Source organism: Pirellulales bacterium, from assembly GCA_019694455.1.
Lineage (GTDB): Bacteria > Planctomycetota > Planctomycetia > Pirellulales > JAEUIK01 > JAIBBY01.
In genome coordinates, this window is the sequence record JAIBBY010000006.1 from 1 (window position 1) to 18,720 (window position 18,720).

Genomic DNA, 18,720 nt, shown 5'->3' on the forward strand with positions numbered 1-18,720 from the left:
CCTTCTCCTGTCCCTTCTTCACCTTGGCGTCGTACTCGTCCTGCTTGCGCTTGTTCTCGGCCTTGATCCGCTCGATCTCCTCGGGGGTCTTGGGCTTGGCGTCGGCGGGTTTTGCGTCGGCGGCAGCGGGCGCCGCCTCGGCCGGCGGCGCGTCGGTGGCCGGCGCATCGGCCGGCGCCGGATCGGCGGGGTTAGCGGCAGGGGGAGCTTCCGCCGTTGTTTCCGGGGCCTTGATTTCTGATTCGGCCGCTGCGGCTGGTTCGGCTTTCGATTCGTCTTCCGGGGTGGGGCCTTCCGAGGGTTTTGGCGCTTCGGCGGGGGCAGATTCGGTGGCCGGCTCGGTGGTGGATGGCTCGGTGGCTGCCGGCGCCTCGGCGGCAGGCGGTGTTTCTCCGGCAGGCGCATCGCTCGCGGGCGTGTCAGCGGCCGGCGCAGTTTCCGCTGGGGCCGCTGGCTGAGGTTCGCCAGGGATCGGATCGAGTTCGGGCTTGGGAATCAAATCGGGGTCGAACTGCGCCATGAGGAACAAGTAGCGGTTGGCGCCTTTTTCCTTGGTTTCTCCAGCGGGCTTATCGCCCGCAGCTTCGGCCTTGGTGGCGTCGGCGGCGTCGTCCGGCTTCTTTTCTTCGTCGGCGGCTTCTTCGGTGCCGAGGGCGACTTCGCCAAAGCGGAGCACGTACTGCACGCCCTCGTTGGTGCCGACGATCACGTCGCCTTCGTTCGACCAGAGTTCGCCGTCTTGCGTGAGATAAAAGCCCTTGCTGGCCAGCGAGCCGACCGTTTGCTGGTCGAGGGCGATGCCTTCCTCGGTCTTCAGGTCGCGGCTAAGCCCGGCGGGCTTTTTGCGCACATCGACGATTTTCAGGTCGTCGAGCGCCGTCTTCATTTCGTTGAGCTTGGTGGTGTCTAGCTCCTCGCCTTCCTTGAGGTCGGGCAGGAGCCACTTGCCTTCCTTGTCGTTGTAGGTGAGGTCGAGCACATCGCCAGGAACCTTGCGGCCGTTTACTTCGTCGACCGAGTAGCTGTCGATGTAAACCCGGCCGATGTCCCAGGCATTGAGCTTGAGCAGGTCCTTTTCGATCCAGTTGTCGAAGCGAGTGTTGAGCTTGTCGGTGGCGACCTTGACCAGATAAACGGGGGACTTGCCGCTTTCGCGGATATACCGCAGACCGGTTTGATCCCCCTTGGCCTCCTTGCCGATGACAACATCGAGCAATTTTTTGCCGCTGGAATCGCTGAGGATGACATGCTTGCCGACGCCATCGGCGCCCGACTCGGCGTTGACCGGATCGACGACGCCATACAGGGCGTGATCCGATGGCTTGTCGCTGGCAAGTTGCAGGATCTTGAGATCGATGAGGCTGGTGGCGGCGGCGGCGAGTTGGTCCTTGGCGTCGGCGGGATAGTCGTAGCGCGACGGGAGCGACCAGATGCCGTTCACCTGCTTGACTTTGAAGACGTTCGGCTCGGCGGTGTCGGCGTTGTAGTCGACGATTTCCAGACTGTGAGCGGCGCTGGGGTCTGTGAAGTCGGGAGCGAGCAGCTTGCCGACTACATCGGTGGCCGGCGCGACGGCGCGGGGCCGAGAGGCGACGCCGACTCCAAGGCCCACCAAGGCCAGGGCGACAAACGCGACGGTTTTTGTGGCTTCGTTCATGCGACTAGTCCGCTATCTGGAAATTTGCGAATGGTTTGAGTGTATGACCGGCGCTTGGCGCGACCGATGATTGTGGCTTGGAAACGACTAACGCAGTCGCATCTTGGAGACGCCTTCGCGTTCTTTCCGGCGCCGATTGGCAAAGACAAAGGCGCCGAAGGTGAGGGGGAGAATTGGCGGGATCGCGACCGCCAGAAACTTGGCCTGGCGTTGGACTCGTCCGATTTCGACATGCAAATCGGTTTCGACCTTTTGAATTGCGGCGTCGCGCTTGCTTTGCAGTTGGCTCGTCTTGGCCTCCAGACGCTGCTCCTCGGCGCGGCGGACCATCTCGACGCGCTGCAAGGTTTGCAGCGGGTTGCCTTCGGTCTGCTTTTGGATTTCGGCGACTTTCTTGTCGAGTTCGGCCTGGGCGGCTTCGCGGGCCTTTTCGAACTCTTGCACGAACTTCTCGCGCTGGGCGGCCGACTGCTCGCGAATCTTTTCGGTCCGCTGGTCCAGGTCGCTCAAGCTGCGGTGACGCTCGCGGCGCTTGCGCACATCGAGGTAGCGATCTTCCTTGGCCAACGCGTCAATCGAGTTGAGCACGAACGAGACGTTGTCGAGATCGAGCCGCACCTCGGCCTCGGGGTCGTCGCCGCGGTTGCGCAGCGCCACGAAAGCCGAGTACAGCACATCGATATCGCAGACCAGCACCACGTTGAGCTCATCGTCCTTGGGCGCCGCGGCAGGTGTCTCGGCCGGTTTGGCGTCAGTAGCTTTGGTATCGGCGGCTTTGGCATCGGGGGGCGCGGCGGGCTGGAGCTTGGCGTCGATCGTCGCATCGGCTGGCTTATCGGGCGAGCCTTCGTCGGCCATGGGCAAATTGGCCCCAAGCTGCGGCGTGGGTGGCGCCACGGCCGGGCCGGGCTTGCCCGTGATGTACGCAGCGAGCACGTACTCCTGGCTGGTACGGTGATGACGCCGATTGGGATTGAGCTGTCCGCCTCCCATGCCGAACAGCGACGGCATCATGATCTCGCTGAATTGAACCGTGCCGGTGGCATCGCCGGTGGTGACCAACCAGGTGAAGTTGAGCTTGGAGGCGTTCTGCTGGCGAATCGAACCTGGGAACAAGAACAGCAATTGCTGCAAGTCGGAACTGATTTCGTTGCCCTGATTGAAGGGTTGCGGCGAACTGCCGTCGTCGACAAAGACAAACTCCTGCGGGAACTGGCTGATCTTGGGATACGGATTGTAAAGCTGCCAAACGATGTTGGTGTCGGCAAAATCGACGCCGAGCAGCGACCACAATTGGGCGATGTTGCCTTTGGGCTGCGGCGGCGCCTGCTGCATCATGGGATTGCCCGCCGGACGCTTGGGGGCGCTGGTGGCGGGGACATTGGGATCGAGATAGGGGAATGGGTCCTCGTAGATCGCCGTCGCTTGTCCCGAGCGCACCATCGCCACGAAGTTTTGCATTTGCTCTTCGCCAAGCGAGGAGGGCTGCACGGCCAGCACCACGTCGTACTTTTCGGTGATGGGGCTATCGGCGCTAACCGGGGTGACTTCGTACTGCTTTTCCAGCTCCTCGATGATCAGCTCTTTGCGACCAGGGGACATGGTTTGCATGTCGAAGTCGCCTTGCAGTTTGGCGTCGGTGACCAACAGGCCCAGCCGCTTGCGCTTTTCGCCGGCGACGGTGCCGATGGAGCGGACCAGTTCGTACTCGACGGGCACGCCGCGATCGAAGAACGGCACAACCACCTTCTCCAGTCCGGAGCTGAACGCCACGCCGAGGAAGATGTCTTTAATGTTCATGGCGCCGCGGGCGCGGGAAGCGACCTGTTGGCTCTTGATGCCGTACTGTTCTTCTGCCCGCTGGGCGTTTTCGCTGTACGGCTCGGTCTCGTTGACGCGCACTTGCACCTTGCCGCCGGAGCGGGCCTCGAACTCGCGGAGCATCGAGAGCAGATCGAGCCGGGTGCGGACATAGGTGTCTGGCACTTGCGAGCTGATGAATGCCTCGACCTGCACGGGTCGCTTTAATTCTTGCAGGACCTTTACGGTTTGCGGCGAGAGCGAACTGAGCCGCTCGGAGCTGACATCGAAGCGACGATCGAAGTGCGACACCAACATGGTCAATCCGCAGGCGAAGGCCACCAGCGCCACGGCGCGCACGATGTAGTGGCCGAGCAGCGAATGGCCATCGCGACCACCCCACCAGTGGCGGCGGCCGATGAGCACCATGCAGAGATAGAGCGAGACGCCGATGATGGACAGAAAGTACACCACGCTCGACAGGCTGATCACGCCACGGCCGAAATCGCGGAACTGCTCCGCCAGGCTCCAGTGGCGCACGCCACGGGTCAATTCGTTGGACAGGATGACTTCGGCGGCGTCGGCAAAAACCAACGGGGCGTTGAACAGGACGCCGAGAATAAAGCCGACCGTGAGATTGGCCGTCAGGAACGACGCCACCATGCCAATGGCCAGCATCGCCACGCCCACAAACCAATAACCGAGATAGGTGCCGACCAGCAACCCGATGTCGGGGTCGCCCAAGAGCATCAGCACCAGCACATTGGTCACGGAGAACAAGAGCGCCACCGTGAAAATGGCGACCGTCGCCAGATATTTGCCCATCACCACTTCCAGGTCGGTGGCGGGGATGGTGAGCAGCAGTTCGTCGGTGCCTTGCCGACGTTCTTCGGCCCACACGCTCATGGTGATCGCCGGAATGAAGATCAACATGATCAGCGGCAGGTAGCGATTGAGCTGATCGAGATTCGCCAGGTTGTTGTTGAAGAACTCGTTGGGCCAAAAGGCCGCGATGCCGGTGAGCAGCACGAACACGCAGATGAACACATAGCCCGTCGGGTTGCTGAAGTAGCTGATGAAGTTCCGACGGAAGATGGCGCGGATGACGTTGAAGTTCATGGCGTTCTTAGCGTGGGCTTTGAGGCAAGTGGAGTCTTGGGAAATACGGGTCGCCTGAGGAGGCAATTACGAAGCGGCGGTGAGGTCCTGGAAGCGTTGATCGAGCGAGCGATCTTGCAGACGAAATTCGCTGGTGGGGCCATCGAAGACCAGGCGGCCTTCGTTGATGAACAGCACGCGGCCCGCCATGGCTTCGACTTCTTGCAAGATGTGCGTGGAGAGCAGAATGGTTTTTTGCTCGCCCAGTTTGCGGATGGTTTCGCGCACTTCGCGAATTTGGTTGGGATCGAGGCCGGCGGTCGGTTCGTCCATGATCAGCACGTCGGGTTCGTGCAGCAGGACTTGCGCCATGCCAACGCGCTGTCGATAGCCCTTGGAGAGTTTGCCGATGGGCTTGCCAATGACGCTGCCGAGATCGCAGAGCTGGATCACCGCGTCGATGCGGGTGTCTTTGTACTTGCCCGAGAGGCCGCGCGCGTCGGCGAAGAAGTTGAGCAGTTCGCGGGGGCTCATATCGGGATAGAGGGGGCCATTTTCGGGGAGGTAGCCCAGCCGCTTGGCGCCCGCGAGGCGATCGGAGTTCATGTCGTGTCCGGCGATCCTTGCCGAACCGGTGCTAGGGGCGAGGTAGCCGGTGAGGAGCTTCATGGTGGTGCTTTTGCCGGCGCCGTTGGGGCCAAGAAAGGCGACCACTTCGCCTTGCCGCACCGTGAAGGAGACGTTTTCGGTGGCGGCAAATTCGCCGTAGTACTTCGAGAGGTTGACCGCCTCGATCATGGCGGGACCAGATTGCTCTTTCATCGTGAATAGCTCCTTCGAGCTGGTGATGATTGCCAGGGCCGGGGTGGAAGCCGTCGGCCACAGGCGGCGCGCTCCCAAACTGCATTGGAGGCTTCCCCGCGCCTGAATGCCGTCCGGCCAAGGGGTATGGATCCCTGGGAACGGCCGAACGAATATCTCGCCGGCGCAGGCCGACGACTGGCGACGGCGAGCGTCCCCGGTACAGGTAGGCTTTCTAAGATAGTATCTTGCACGTATCTGTCTAGTGCGATTGAAGATGCACGCTGCCGGCAATGGTCGATTGACCCCCACGAAATCGCGGCGCGCGGCAGACGCCAGATTGGCTCTGATACTGGCTTTACGCCCGTCGCAGCGGGAGTGTTCAGCAAGTTTTGGCAATTGGGGCCGCTGGTGGCGTGCGCCAGGCAGGCCATTTGGCCAATGTCAGCGCCCGGAGCAGCCATTCGACAGGACCATAGGTATGCTCGCGTAGCCACCAGTCGCTCAGCGCCAATTGGCCGGTGAAGATGCCACAGGCCAAGAGCAGCACAGCCGGCGGCGCGATGCGGCCGACCTCGCCCAGGCCATAGGCAGTAAAAATGAGCGCACAGACGAGAGATTGCAGCAGATAGTTGGAGAGCGCCATGCGACCGGCGGGGGCCAAACGCCGAGCGGCCTGACCGCCGCGCGGCGTTTGAAAGGCGAGCATCGCGGCGGCGATATAGGCGCCGGTCAGCAGCGGCGCCGTGAGCCACCCGAGCGCGAGGCCGAGGACGCTAATCGCCAAGTCGTTGAACCTGGTTGTGGCGTAGGCGTAGCCGAGCGCGCCCGGCAGGCCAACCAGCATGCCGATCCACAACATGCGCTGCAGGATGTGTCGATGATCCAAAAGTTCGGCGAACAATCGCCGGCGTCCCGCGACGAGTCCCAACAGGAACATGGCTAGCGCGGACGGCGCCTGCAAGAGGCCAATGCCAAGGAGTGATTCAGGGAGATCACGCAAATTCTGGCACAAGGCCGTTGCGGGTGACTGGCGATACGCGGCAATTGCCTGTCGAGAATCGGCATGAATTGTGGCAGGATCGGGCCCTTCTGACAGCAGCCACATGGTCAAGCCAGCCGTGGCGAGCAACAGTGCAATCAGCACAACCAGCAACACGGCGAGTTGCAACGCGCGACGGTCGGAAATACGGCGCAGCGCCAACAGCACCAGCCCCAGGACGGCGTAGGTGGTGAGGATATCGCCCGGATAGAGCAGCACGGCATGCGCAATACCAATCAGCGCCAAACCGATTTGGCGGCGCCAGATACGCGGGAGAAAGTTCGCGCCGGCGCGCTCGGCCGAGGCCATTTGCAAGGTGAAGCTGTAGCCGAACAGAAAGGAAAAGAGCAGATAGAACTTGCCTTCAAAGAAGGTCGCCAGCAGCCAGCGCGTGGCCTGGTCGAGCGGCGAGGTAAAGGCGGGGTCGGCCAGTCCCGATCCGTAATAGGGAGAGGCGAAGACGGCGCTGTTGACCACGAGAATGCCGAACAGCGCGAAGCCGCGGAGCGCATCGACTTCGACGAGGCGCGATGCGCCGGGTTCGATGGAAGTGGACATGCCGCCGCTCAACTCGCCTCCGAATGGAAAACTCGCGTCACTATGATATTCGCCGCTCGCCGAACAATCTGGGAGCTAGTTCACGTTGTTGGTTCATCGCGGCGCTGAAAGGCGATATGGCGTCGCCAGCGCGACTCGTCGAGGTTGGGATAATCTTCGCGCAGATGGACGCCGCGCGACTCTTCGCGCTGGCGCGCGGCGGCGATCATGAGTCGCGAGACCAGCAGCATGTTTTGCAACTCCCAGCCAGCAGGATCGTTGAATTGCCGCCGCAACACATAGCGTTGCCAACGATCAACCGTTTGCAAAGCTTCGCCGAGTTCGGGTTCGTGCCGGCGAATGCCGATGCTGCGCCACATGAGGCTTTTGAGCGAGTTGCGGATGTCGGCCAGGTCGAGCCGTTCGTCAGGTTCTGGCGTGGGGGGATTTTCGATCGGCAGGGCGCTAAAGTTATCGGCGATGCTGGCGGCCGCGGCGCTGGCGCCGGCGCCGGCCCGCGCGCCATAGACCAGACCTTCCAGCAAGCTGTTCGACGCCAAACGATTGGCGCCATGCAGTCCGCTGGAGGTCACCTCGCCGGCGGCCCATAGTCGCTCGACGGTGGTGCGACCTTGCATGTCGACAGTGACGCCGCCGATCATGTAGTGCGCGCCAGGGCGAACTGGGATGGGATCGCGCGTGATGTCGAGCCCGAACTGGGCGCACAGCGTGGCAATGCCGGGAAAGCGCGCGCGGACTTTTTCGGAATCGAGATGGCTGAGATCGAGATAGACATTGGGATGCCGCGACTTTTCCATCTGGCTCACGATCGCCTGGCTGACGATGTCGCGCGGGGCGAGTTCTGCGCGTTCGTCATAGTCGGGCATGAAGCGGTGGCCGGCGCGATCGACCAAATAGGCGCCGGCGCCGCGAATGGCTTCGGTGATGAGGTGGCGGCTGGAGCCGGCGATGTACAAGACGGTGGGATGGAACTGCATGAACTCCATGTCGCGCAGTTCGGCGCCGGCGCGATAGGCGAGGGCCAGTCCGTCGCCGGTGGCGACCTCGGGGTTGGTCGTTTCACGATAGACCTGTCCGCAACCGCCAGTGCAGAGGATGGTTTGCTTGGCCCAGATAAAGGTCTTGCCATGCCGCGGATTCCAAACCAGCGCGCCGCGGCAGAGGCCTGCCTCGGTGAGCAGATCGAGCGTGAAGGTGTTTTGCCAAGTGTCGATATTGGCCAGGCGATTGGCGCGGGCGATCACGGCGCGCATCACCTCTTGGCCGGTGGCGTCGCCGAGCGCGTGGACGATGCGATCGTGACTATGTCCGCCTTCGCGGCCAAGCGCCAAGTGGCCGGCGCTGTCGGCCAGATCGAAGTGGGTGCCCCATTCGATGAGTTCGAGGATATGTCGCGGCGCCTCGCGCACGACCATCTCGACGACTGCGCGATCGCAGAGCGAGCCACCGGCGCGCAAGGTGTCGGCGATGTGGTTTTCGAAGCGATCTTCGGGATCGAGGACGCCGGCGATGCCGCCTTGCGCGTACTGGCTGTTCGACTGGGCGAGGTTGAGTTTGGTGACCACTAGCACCGAAAGGGCCGGATCGACCGCCATGGCGGCGCGCAGCCCGGCCAAGCCGCCGCCGATGATGAGCACATCGGTGAAGTGATGCGGCACCCGCTTGGGGTGAAACTGGGCGAGGTAGCGGGGGACCAGTTCGGCGTCGTTCATGGCGTTGGTCGTGTGGACTTCCTGTCGATGGCTGCGGATAGAGGAGGGCCGGCCGGCGACTCGACGCCAGCGGCGCGCTTGGATTCGAGCGCTTCCAACTCCAGCCGCCGCGCGCGCAGACTGGCGTCGTAGGGCGTGAAGCCGAGCGCCTGGTCCAGTTCCGCGCGGGCGCGCTGCAAGCGGCCGGTGCGCATGAGAAAGGGCCAGCGGGTTTGCACGCGCTCGCCAATCCAGTTGGTGTTCCAGGTGCTGTCGAGGTACGCCTCTTCAAACTTATGTTGGTCGGCGACCAACTCGGGCGCGAAGCGCGGCTGATAGACCAATAGCGGCGGCGTGAGTTGATCGGAGTAGAGGATCTCGTCGTCCGCAGGCGGCGGCAGCGTAATGCGGCTGGCGGCGAACTGCACGAACAAGGGTCCCGCGTCAGGATTGCCACGGCGCTGCGCCTCGACAAGCTGCGCATAGACTTGTTGAACCGTGGGATCGTAGACCGCCGGAGTGACCGCATGAAGCGGACGATCGACATAGCCTAGGCGTGGCCGGGTCATCAAGAACAAGAACGGCGGCTCAACGAAGATCAGCCGGTCGGAATGATGCTCGACCAGATAATCGATGGTGCGCTGGTTCGCCAGGTGCTCGGCCAGATACTCGCGACTGCGCTCGCGGTAGAGACAGGAGCGAATGGTGAGGCTGGGATCGCGCGCCAGATCGGCCGTAGTGACGCGGGCAATATCGGGAAAGAATCGGCCGTATTGATTTGCCAAGTTGCCGACGATCACGCAGCACAGGCCGACCATGGCCAGCTTGTGACCGGCCGGCAGCGCCGTGATTGCCGCGACCAGACAGAGATAGACGCCGGGCAGCGCGCACAGAAAATAGCGCGGGCAATACAGATAGCGCCAGGCGGCGAACAGGGCGAGACCGATCAAGATCCAGCTTGCCAGCACCGCGGTTTGCTCGGTGGTCGCGGCGGCGAGCGCGCGCCGCCAACCGTTTTGCCGCAAGTAGGCGATGCCCACGATAAGAGTCGCCACACTTGCGATGGCAAGCAGCGCCACCACGTCGGGCGTGGTGTAGAGCATTGCCCATGGCAGGCGCGACGTGCTGGGCCAAGGCGCCACGAGCCGAAAGAGGATGGTGGTGTCTCCCCAGGCAGTGAACAACGTCTCGGCAACAAAGACCAGCGTGAACAAGGCCAGCGATTGCCAGAGCCATGTTCGCGTGGCGCGGTCATCGTGGCGCGACGTCAACAGCTTGAATAGCACCAGCGCGGCGCCGGCGGTGGTGACGAGTTGGCCGCTGGACTTCATCAAGAAGGCCACGGCCGAGGCGAGTGCGGCGGCGCGGTAGCGGCCATTGGCCAGCAGCCAAATGGTGATGAGCGTCCACAGCATGAGCGGCACGTCCATGCCCATGTGTTCGACCTGCGTGATGAACATTGGCGTGGCGCCAAGCGCGACCGTGGCGAGTGTGGCGATGGCGCGCCCGGCGATCGGCGCCGCCAGAATCCACACGATGGCAAGCGACAGGGCGCCGCACACAAAGCTGCCGAGGCGCACCAAGACAATCACCGAGTCGATGCTGGGGAGCGCCAGCATCAGCGCGGCGATCATCGCCGGCTGCGCGCTGATCATGTACGAGCGAGCGCCGCTGGGTTGATCGAAGTAGTGGTTTTCTTGATAGCGCAGCCGCCAAAAGTCGAACCGCGTTTCAGCCAGAAAGTCTGCCTCGGTCCAGAGGCCGGTGGCCTGGTCTTGCCAGGGGGGGGAATGGAGCACGTCCCAGCGAGCGACCGAGATCGCCACCAGCGCGATGAGAAAGACCACCACAAACTCCCAGCGCGAAACGCGCGCGGCGGAATGCCGGCCGGAGTCTGCAGACGCGGCCGGGCGCTCTGAGACTTTGGTCGAAGGCGCTATATCGGGGGGGGCGGTCAATGGCGATCTCGTGACGCGGGTGTGGCCGAAATTGCAGTACGCGGCGACGGGCACTGTCTACGGCAATTGGGGGATTGTCGGCGAAATCGGCGGGGCGAGGGCAGTTGCGGGCGAACTCCACAAGTGGATGCGCACTCCTTTACTCTATGCCGGTGGCGCGGCGGGCTGCAAATCGCTATGCGTCCGTAGTCGCAGGCGAACGGCAGTCGCTGCGCCACTTGACGGGGGCGGCGTCGTAAGGTGACACTGCGCGGGTACTTTGCGCGAGGCTGTAGCTCAGTCGGTAGAGCAACGGACTTTTAATCCGTAGGTCTTGGGTTCGAGTCCCAACAGCCTCACTTTTTTTGGGCTATCCCGCTGCATTGGTTTATTAAGCAAACCAATATCTGCCTCGTCGCAGACGAATCTGCTGCGAAAACTCAGGGGGTACCGCAGCGCACGGCCGGCGCAACTCGCCGCCAGCGATCTCGCCAGCGATCTTATGGGCGGCGGTTTCTTGCTCGTGCGTCGCTGGTCCCAGGCTACCAAAAGGGTGGCTCAAAAAGCAAAACGATTTTGACTCAGATTGCGCGCATTTGGTCGCGGTGGTGGGGATTCGTTTTGCACGAAGAATCGAGAAACAGGGGGGGTAAACTCCGAAAACTCCTCTCCGGTAACCGGGCAATGCCGGGCGCGTTGGCCACGCAACATCATTAATAGACACGATTTGCGGCGTGCGATCGGCGGACAGACAACCCAGGGGGTTTTCGGAGTTTTCGGAATTGGGAATCGAATTCGGTGAACGACCGATTTCGCGCGCGGGTTCGGGACGGCGCTGGACAGCAATGCCTTGGCCGTGAGGCTGGCGGGTGGCCTGCGACAGTAGTCAGGACGCCGCCCGCGTGGTTCGGCAAATCAGCCAAGCACGACAACACAACTGGCAATCTTGGTTTGCCAATTTGGAGCCGGAGTCATTTCGTCGCTCATCGGCGCCGGTGAGGCGACTACAACGGGTGTCGTCGCCGCGGCCGCCAGCTTTCGCGCGATCACGGCAGCTGAACGGAGAGACGGGGGCGCGCTGCGCGGCCACCGGGATGGGCCTGCCCTTGGCGATTCGGGTCTGGCGGCGCGATTGTGGTTTCTGACTGGCGCGAGGAGTATAGTGGCCAAACACTGGGCCAGCGATGTGCCGGCCTTGCAAGTCTGGTGTTTCCCTCGATCACGAAAGACGTTGTATGAACTCGCGCCTCGCCTTCGCAATGAGCCTGATTCTTACGCTGATTTGTCTGACCATGCCGACCGCCATGGCGGACGACAAGGTCGATGCGACCGGCGATTGGGAAATGGTGGTCAACACGCCCGACGGCGGCAGCCTCAACTTGCAGGTCAATCTCAAGCAAGATGGCGAAAAGGTGACCGGAACGCTCAAGGGGGACGATGGCGAAGAGACCGAGATCCAGGATGGCGCCATCAAGGATGGCGAATTGACCTTCAAGATCGCGCGCGACTTTGGCGGACAAGAGTTGAAGTCGAGCTTCAAGGGAAAATTGGATGCCGACGGCTTTGAAGGCTCGGTCGATTTTGAATTGGGCTCCGAGGTCGGGACACTGCCGGTCGTGGGCACCCGCGCCGGGGCGAACACGATCGCGGGAGACTGGAAGCTGTCGATCAACACGCCCGACGGTCAAACGCTGCAACCGGTGCTGAGCGTGAAGCAGGATGGCGACAACTACAGCGGCAAGCTGACGGGGGATGACGGCCGCGAGTCGGAAGTGAAAGAGGTGAGCTTCAAAGATGGCGAACTGGCTTTCACGCTGGAAGGCGATTTTGGCGGCACGCCGCTGGTGTCGAAGTTCAAGTGCAAGCTGGAGGGGAAGGAACTGAGCGGCACGGTCGACTACGAGTTGGGGGGTGAGCAGGGGACGCTCGACGTGACAGGGGAGCGGGCGGCGCCGGAGATCGACCTGAACGGCACTTGGTTGTTGGTGGCGACCAGCGAAGGAGGAACGTTCGAGCCGAAGGCGCACCTGAAGCATGAGGGGGACGCCGTCACCGGCAAGTACGAATGGAGCGAAGAGACGCAGGCCGAGATCGAGGATGGCAAGCTGGTCGACGGCGAGTTGACCTTCACCGTGAAGCACGACTTCAACGGGCAAGAGATCGTGGTGAAGTACAAGGTGAAGCCGGAGGGAGACAAATTGGCCGGCACCGCCGACTACGACCTGGGAGGCCAACTCGGCGTCGCCGACATTGAAGGCTCGCGCAGCAAGGGCGCCAACGTCGCCGGCACTTGGAACATCGCCATCGACGGCGAGAACGGCGAAAAGATCGAGTCGACCGTGAAGCTGACGCAAGACGGCGACGCGATCGGCGGCGAATACTCGGGCCCGGCCGGCGACGCCAAAGTGACCGACGCCAAGCTGGACGGCAACAAGTTGACGTTCTCGGTAGAGCGCGAGCGCGACGGCCGCAAGCTGGTGGTCAACTACTCGGGCGAGATCGAAGGCGACACGCTGGCGGGGGATGTCGAGATCGACATCGACGGCCAGACGCGCTCGACGAAGTTCGAGGCGAAGCGAGCGGAGTAACCTTGCCGCCGCGGGGCGTTATGCAGCATAGAGGCCCACGCGCGATGGATAGCCGTCGCGCGTGGGCTTTTTTTGGAGTCACATCAATGAAACCGCTGAGCGACTTTCTTTCGCGGCATCGCGAATTGACGCGACGGTATTTTCTCAAGCTGGGCGCGGCGGGCCTGGCAGTGCCGGCCGTGTTGAACTCGGTGGATCGAGCGGACGCCGCGACCGGCGGATCGCTGTTGCCGAATGCCGAGGAGAAAGCCAAGCGGTTTGGCAGTTACTTGACGCCCGACGAGTTATTTGGCGATGTTTCGCGCGGCGATCCCGTGCCGCATTCGTTGCCGGTGGAGAAGAAGGCCGAGGTCGGCATGACGCGCGACACTTGGCGGTTGGAAGTGATTGCCGATCCAGATCATCCGGTGCGTTTGCGCAATCCGTTGACCAAGGAAAACAAGCGTGCGCTCGACTTCAACGGGCTGTTGGCGCTAGGCGAGAAGCATGCCGTGCGCTTTCCGAAGATCATGACCTGCTTGAATCTTGGCTGCCCATTGGGCATGGGACTCTGGGAAGGGGTGCCATTGCGCGAGGTGATCTGGCTGGCGCAGCCACGCGAGGACACGCGGCGAGTGTTTTACTATGGCTATCACAACGACGATGCGGAGCAAATATTTCGCAGTTCGCTGCCGATTGGTCGCGTGCTGGAGGATTATTTCGATTTGCCGCCGATCATCTTGTGCTACAAGCTCAATGGTCAGTGGCTCAGCAGTCAACGCGGCGGGCCGGTGCGCATGGTGGTTCCAGAGGCGTATGGCTTCAAGTCGGTGAAATGGATTTCGCACATCGTGCTGAGCAATCTCTTTCATGCCAACGACACATACGCCGAGGAGGGCAACGACATCGACAGCCCGATGAAGACCTTTGCGGCGACGATCTCGGCGCCGCGCCAAGTGAAGGCGGGCGAGCCATTCGCGCTGACAGGATACGCGCAGGTTGGCGTCGGCGGCATCAGTAAAGTGCAGGCCTGCGTCGAGTCGCGCAACGGGGAGAGCAAAGACGCTTCTGGCGAAGCGGCGGCACCATGGATCGACATGGAGATTCTTGGTGCGCCTGACACCTGGGGGGGCGGCCTGCCGGACGACAAGATTCCGCCGGGCACTCACGGATTTGACTCCGCAACGGGGAGGCCCGCAACGTGGCCGCTGCGCTTTTGCGCCGTGCATTGGGCCGGCGTGCATCCCGGTTTGCCGGCGGGGGAGCACACCTTTCGTTGCCGAGCGGTCGACGGCCGTGGCGTTGCCCAGCCCATGCCGCGCCCCTTTCGCAAGAGCGGCAGCAACGCTGTTGAGCAGTTCAAGCTAGTCGTGACTTGAATTCCTGGACCGTGAATCTGCGCCATTGCACGTTGGCGCCAGAAGTCCGCATTCGCCGCGCAGTGACGGCGGCAGGGCCATTTTGATTGTTGTCATCAAGTGATTCGCGTCACGGATTGGCGCGGGCGTGGCGTGCGAGGGCAATGGTGAGACCCAGCACGGCGCCGGCCAGCGCCGCGACCAGCGCTCTGGCGAAGATATTCGTTAGCTCGCCACGCCAGGCCATGAGCATGCCGAAGATCAGGCAGCCAGCGATGAAGGCGATGATTTGGAGCGCGCGTTGCATGGACGGGCCTACTGGCAAAGTGCGCGATGGAGGTATCCGCTCACTTCCCCTTGAGCACCAGTTGAGTTTGCACGACGTTGGCCACGAGCTTGCCATCGGCGGTGGTGACGCGGGTTTGCCACACCATGGTTGTGCCGCCACGGTGCAGCGGCGTGGTTTCGCCGGTGACGACCGTGCCGGCCGGCGCAGCGCGCAAGAAGTTGGTCTTCGATTCGATGGTGGTGGTCGAACCGCCTTGCAGGTTGATCACCGTGGCGGTGGCGCCAAGGGTGTCGGCGAAGGCCATGATCGCGCCGCCGTGCAAGATGCCGCCGACGGTGCATAGCTCTGGCCGAACCGTGAGCGTGGCGACGACGCGCTCTGGCGTGACCAGCGTGAACTCCATGCCCAACAGGTCGGGCAGAAGCCCCTTCATCGCTTGTTGAATGAGCGGCAGCGGGTCGTCCATTGATTTAACTCCGGTTCAGATGACGGCGCCGCAGCGGCGGCAGGCGTTACCCGCGAACGGCGGATGCCACGAACGCGGCGACGTCGGTGAGCGACGCGCCGGGGGTGAAGACCTTGGCCACGCCGAGCGCGGCGAGCGCGGGGAGGTCTTCTTCAGGGATGATGCCGCCGAGGATGACCTGCACATGGTCCAGCCCACGCTGGCGCAGATCGGCCATGAGCGACGGCATGAGGACCATGTGGGCGCCAGAGAGGAGGCTGATGCCGAGGACATCGGCGTCTTCTTCCTCGACGGCGCGGACCACCGCCTCGGGGCTTTGCCAGAGGCCGGTGTAGATGACCTCCATGCCAGCGTCGCGCAGGGCGCGGGCGATCACCTGCACGCCGCGGTCGTGGCCATCGAGTCCGATCTTGGCGAGGACCACGCGAATCGGACGCGCGGGGCGGGCGGATTTGGCGGCGGCAGGGGCGGGCATGGCACGGCCTAGGGGTGTTGAGCGATTAGATGGCGGGATTGTAGCGGCCAAGCGCGTCGGCCAGGGCGCGGACCAGTTCGCCGACGGTGGCGTCTTGCCGAGCGGCCTCCAACAGCGACGGCATGATGTTGTCTTGCCGGCGAGCGGCGGCGCGGACCTCGTCTAGCGCGCGGCTGACGGCGGCGGCGTCGCGCTCGGTTTTGAGGCGAGCGAGATTGGCGTTTTGCCGCTGCTCGATTTCGGGATGGATTTCCAGAATGGGAATCTTGCCGCCTTGTTCGGTGAAGGCGTTGACGCCGACGACCAGCTTGCGACCGGCGTCGACCTCGCGTTGATAGAGGAAGGCGCTATCGGCGATGCGGCGGCGGAAGTAGCCATTTTCGATGGCGGCGATCATGCCGCCTTGGCGTTCGATCTCGGCGAAGATGGCCTCGGCCTCTGCTTCCAGTTCGGCGGTGAGCGCCTCGACGGCGTAGCTGCCGCCGAGCGGATCGACCGAGTTGGCGACGCCGGTTTCGTAGGCGAGCACCTGCTGGGTGCGCAGGGCGATGGTCACCGCCTCCTCGGTGGGGAGCGAGAGGACCTCGTCGCGGCTGTTGGTGTGCAGCGATTGGCAACCGCCGAGCACCGCGGCCAGGGCTTGATAGGCGACGCGGACGACGTTGACCTCTGGCTGCTGCGCTTGCAGGCTGACGCCGGAGGTTTGGGCGTGGAAGCGGAGCATCCAGCTTTTGGGGTTTTGCGCGCCGTAGCGCTCGCGGAGGTGGCGGGCCCAGATACGGCGGGCGGCGCGGTACTTGGCAATTTCTTCGAGGAAGTCGTTGTGGGCGTTGAAGAAGAACGACAGGCGCGGGGCGAAGTCGTCGACGGCTAGCCCGCGCTCGATGGTTTGCTCGACGTAGTGGAAGCCGTCGGCGAGGGTGAAGGCGAGTTCTTCGGCGGCGGTGGCGCCCGCCTCGCGGATGTGATAGCCGCTGATCGAGACGGGATTGAACTGCGGCGCGTGCTGGGCGCAGTACTGGATGGTGTCGATCACCAGTCCGACGCTAGGGCACGGCGGAAAGACGTATTCGTTTTGCGCGTGATACTCTTTGAGAATGTCGTTTTGAATGGTGCCGCGCAGCTTGGGCCACGGCACGCCTTGCCGCTCGGCGGTGACCAGATAGTAGGCCAGGATGATGCAGGCCGGGGCGTTGATCGTCATGGAGACGGAGACGCGGCCCAGATCGATGTCTTGAAAGAGCCGCTGCATGTCGCGGATGGAGTCGACCGCCACGCCCAGCCGGCCCACCTCGCCGCGCGACATGGGGTGATCGCTGTCGAGTCCCATGAGGGTGGGCAGATCGAAGGCGGTGCTGAGGCCGTTTTGACCTTTTTCCAGAAGGAACTTGAAGCGGTCGTTGGTTTCTTCTGGCGTGCCGAAGCCGGCGAACTGGCGCATGGTCCAGAGCCGCCCGCGATAGAGATTGGCGTGGACGCCGCGGGTGAAGGGATATTGGCCAGGCCAACCGACCTGTGACTCGAACTCGTCGCTGGGCTCGGCCGGGTAGTAGAGGGGCTCGATCGGTCGGCCGCTGACGGTGGTGAGACTGGTGTCGCGCTCGGCGCTTTGGGCCAGCGCCGCGCGCCACGCTTCGTAGGGGCTGGTTTTTGATCCGATCGCCATGTCAAAGTCGCTCGTGAGATTTCGCAGGGCGGTGGAGTGGTGGTTACACGCGTTCGACGATCATGGCGACGGCATTGCCGCCGCCGAGGCAGAGCGAGGCCAGGCCGCGCTTGGCGCCGCGCGCGGCCAGCGCGTGCAGTAGCGTGACCAGCACACGGGCGCCGCTGGCGCCGATGGGGTGGCCGAGCGCGACCGCGCCGCCGTGGATGTTGGTCTTGTCGGCACAGAGGTCGAGCGGACGCATGCAGGCCAGGCATTGGGCAGCGAAGGCCTCGTTCAGTTCCACCAGATCGATGTCGGCCAGGGTCATGCCCGCCTTGGAGAGCGCCTGCTGCATGGCGCTGACGGGGGCGATGAAGATTTCTTTGGCCGGGACGCCGCTGGTGGCGCAGGCGATGATGCGGGCTTTGATGGGTGAATTAACCTGGCTGGCGACGCGCTCGCTTACGACCACGACGGCGGCGGCGCCATCGCTCAACTGCGAGGCGTTGCCCGCGGTCACCGTGCCATCGGCGCCGAAGGCGGGGCGCAGCTTGGCGAGGCCGGCGAGCGAGGTGTCCGCGCGCGGCCCCTCGTCGCGGTGGATGGTGACGTCTCCTTTGCGATTGGCGATGACGACGGGGACGATCTCGGCGTCGAATTGTTTGGAGTCGATCGCGGCGGCGGCGCGGCGATGGCTCTCGACGGAGAAGGCGTCTTGATCTTGTCGGCTGACGCCGCGACTGGCGGCGATGTAGTCGGCCTCGGCGCCCATGGCCATGTCTTCGATGGCGCACCACAGACCGTCGTGGATCATCGAGTCAAGCACTTGCTGATGGCCGAACTTCCAACCTTCGCGGGCGCCCATGATGAGGTGCGGCGCGCGGCTCATGCTCTCCATGCCACCGGCGACGATGACTTCGGCATCGCCGGCGCGGATGACCTGATCGGCGAGCATGACAGCCTTAAGGCCGGAACCGCACATCTTGTTGATGGTGAGCGCGGCGACGCTGGGGGGTAGCCCCGCGCCGAGCGCGGCCTGCCGCGCGGGGGCCTGACCGAGTCCCGCGCTCAGGATGTTGCCGAGGATGACTTCTTGAACGAGCTCCGGGGATAGCCCGCTGCGACGAACGGCCTCGGCGACGGCAATGGCGCCTAGTTTGGTGGCGGGGAGGGAGGACAGTCCTCCTTGAAACTTGCCGATGGGGGTGCGGCAGCCGGCGATGATGTAGGCGCTAGACATGCGGGGTGAGCCTTGGTGCGCAAGGTGGTGGGAGCAAACACTATATCTTAGTCACTCCGCGGGCGGCGCTAAAGTGAGGGCGCGCGACGCGCG

Annotated in this window: 13 protein-coding genes and 1 tRNA gene; 3 read left to right on the forward strand and 11 right to left on the reverse strand. The window is 63.3% G+C overall.

Annotated elements, in window-relative coordinates; translation table 11 throughout:
* From K1X71_04130 to K1X71_04155, 6 genes are all read right to left on the reverse strand, one after another.
* Nucleotides 1–1,657, reverse strand: a 1,657-nt coding sequence (locus K1X71_04130; protein MBX7072313.1) for a DUF4340 domain-containing protein, incomplete at its 3' end; no start/stop codon positions are given.
* An 87-nt stretch (nucleotides 1,658–1,744) separates the two neighbouring features.
* Entirely contained in the window at nucleotides 1,745–4,576 is a 2,832-nt protein-coding gene (locus K1X71_04135; GenBank protein MBX7072314.1) for a Gldg family protein, read from the reverse strand.
* 66 nt (nucleotides 4,577–4,642) lie between these two features.
* Nucleotides 4,643–5,353, reverse strand: coding sequence for an ABC transporter ATP-binding protein (locus K1X71_04140; GenBank protein ID MBX7072315.1), 711 nt, complete (start codon nucleotides 5,351–5,353; stop codon nucleotides 4,643–4,645).
* Between the two features lie 385 nt (nucleotides 5,354–5,738).
* A complete protein-coding gene (locus K1X71_04145; GenBank protein ID MBX7072316.1) occupies nucleotides 5,739–6,956 on the reverse strand; it encodes a DUF418 domain-containing protein in 1,218 nt (405 codons plus the stop codon).
* Nucleotides 6,957–7,036: 80 nt separating this feature from the next.
* Nucleotides 7,037–8,668: an L-aspartate oxidase gene (nadB, locus tag K1X71_04150; GenBank protein MBX7072317.1), complete on the reverse strand. Its 1,632-nt coding sequence runs from the start codon at nucleotides 8,666–8,668 to the stop codon at nucleotides 7,037–7,039.
* The gene (locus tag K1X71_04155; protein ID MBX7072318.1) at nucleotides 8,665–10,494 is read right to left on the reverse strand and encodes a glycosyltransferase family 39 protein; all 1,830 of its coding nucleotides are present in this window, start codon (nucleotides 10,492–10,494) and stop codon (nucleotides 8,665–8,667) included. Before K1X71_04155 ends, nadB begins: the two co-directional genes overlap by 4 nt.
* A gap of 376 nt (nucleotides 10,495–10,870) precedes the next feature.
* On the opposite strand from K1X71_04155, the gene K1X71_04160 reads away from it, so the two are divergent.
* The 3 genes from K1X71_04160 to K1X71_04170 all read left to right on the forward strand — a co-directional run bounded on the left by K1X71_04160 (nucleotide 10,871) and on the right by K1X71_04170 (nucleotide 14,530).
* A tRNA-Lys gene (locus K1X71_04160) sits at nucleotides 10,871–10,943 on the forward strand.
* Between the two features lie 876 nt (nucleotides 10,944–11,819).
* Nucleotides 11,820–13,172 carry a hypothetical protein gene (locus K1X71_04165; protein ID MBX7072319.1) on the forward strand — a complete coding sequence of 451 codons (1,353 nt, stop codon included), beginning with the start codon at nucleotides 11,820–11,822 and terminating at the stop codon, nucleotides 13,170–13,172.
* Nucleotides 13,173–13,258: 86 nt separating this feature from the next.
* Nucleotides 13,259–14,530 carry a molybdopterin-dependent oxidoreductase gene (locus K1X71_04170; protein ID MBX7072320.1) on the forward strand — a complete coding sequence of 424 codons (1,272 nt, stop codon included), beginning with the start codon at nucleotides 13,259–13,261 and terminating at the stop codon, nucleotides 14,528–14,530.
* 109 nt (nucleotides 14,531–14,639) lie between these two features.
* Here K1X71_04170 and K1X71_04175 read toward each other — a convergent pair whose 3' ends face one another.
* The 5 genes from K1X71_04175 to K1X71_04195 are packed head-to-tail and all read right to left on the reverse strand — an operon-like array spanning nucleotide 14,640 to nucleotide 18,627.
* Nucleotides 14,640–14,816, reverse strand: a complete 177-nt coding sequence (locus tag K1X71_04175) for a hypothetical protein (GenBank protein MBX7072321.1) — start codon at nucleotides 14,814–14,816, stop codon at nucleotides 14,640–14,642.
* A gap of 40 nt (nucleotides 14,817–14,856) precedes the next feature.
* On the reverse strand, nucleotides 14,857–15,264 hold the full coding sequence (locus K1X71_04180; GenBank protein ID MBX7072322.1) for a PaaI family thioesterase: 408 nt from the start codon (nucleotides 15,262–15,264) through the stop codon (nucleotides 14,857–14,859).
* 46 nt (nucleotides 15,265–15,310) lie between these two features.
* A complete protein-coding gene (locus K1X71_04185) occupies nucleotides 15,311–15,739 on the reverse strand; it encodes a cobalamin B12-binding domain-containing protein (protein ID MBX7072323.1) in 429 nt (142 codons plus the stop codon).
* Between the two features lie 25 nt (nucleotides 15,740–15,764).
* Nucleotides 15,765–17,405, reverse strand: a complete 1,641-nt coding sequence (locus K1X71_04190) for a methylmalonyl-CoA mutase (GenBank protein MBX7072324.1) — start codon at nucleotides 17,403–17,405, stop codon at nucleotides 15,765–15,767.
* Nucleotides 17,406–17,448: 43 nt separating this feature from the next.
* A complete protein-coding gene (locus K1X71_04195; GenBank protein ID MBX7072325.1) occupies nucleotides 17,449–18,627 on the reverse strand; it encodes an acetyl-CoA C-acetyltransferase in 1,179 nt (392 codons plus the stop codon).
* Nucleotides 18,628–18,720 lie beyond the last annotated feature (93 nt).

What these genes read in the sequence shown, in the direction of transcription:
- K1X71_04185 (MBX7072323.1), bottom strand. Translation starts at nt 15,739, where the DNA reads ATGCCCGCCCCTGCCGCCGCCAAATCCGCCCGCCCCGCGCGTCCGATT.
- K1X71_04145 (MBX7072316.1), bottom strand. Translation starts at nt 6,956, where the DNA reads ATGTCCACTTCCATCGAACCCGGCGCATCGCGCCTCGTCGAAGTCGAT.
- nadB (MBX7072317.1), bottom strand. Translation starts at nt 8,668, where the DNA reads ATGAACGACGCCGAACTGGTCCCCCGCTACCTCGCCCAGTTTCACCCC.
- K1X71_04135 (MBX7072314.1), bottom strand. Translation starts at nt 4,576, where the DNA reads ATGAACTTCAACGTCATCCGCGCCATCTTCCGTCGGAACTTCATCAGC.
- K1X71_04180 (MBX7072322.1), bottom strand. Translation starts at nt 15,264, where the DNA reads ATGGACGACCCGCTGCCGCTCATTCAACAAGCGATGAAGGGGCTTCTG.
- K1X71_04170 (MBX7072320.1), top strand. Translation starts at nt 13,259, where the DNA reads ATGAAACCGCTGAGCGACTTTCTTTCGCGGCATCGCGAATTGACGCGA.
- K1X71_04165 (MBX7072319.1), top strand. Translation starts at nt 11,820, where the DNA reads ATGAACTCGCGCCTCGCCTTCGCAATGAGCCTGATTCTTACGCTGATT.
- K1X71_04190 (MBX7072324.1), bottom strand. Translation starts at nt 17,405, where the DNA reads ATGGCGATCGGATCAAAAACCAGCCCCTACGAAGCGTGGCGCGCGGCG.
- K1X71_04175 (MBX7072321.1), bottom strand. Translation starts at nt 14,816, where the DNA reads ATGCAACGCGCGCTCCAAATCATCGCCTTCATCGCTGGCTGCCTGATC.
- K1X71_04195 (MBX7072325.1), bottom strand. Translation starts at nt 18,627, where the DNA reads ATGTCTAGCGCCTACATCATCGCCGGCTGCCGCACCCCCATCGGCAAG.
- K1X71_04140 (MBX7072315.1), bottom strand. Translation starts at nt 5,353, where the DNA reads ATGATCGAGGCGGTCAACCTCTCGAAGTACTACGGCGAATTTGCCGCC.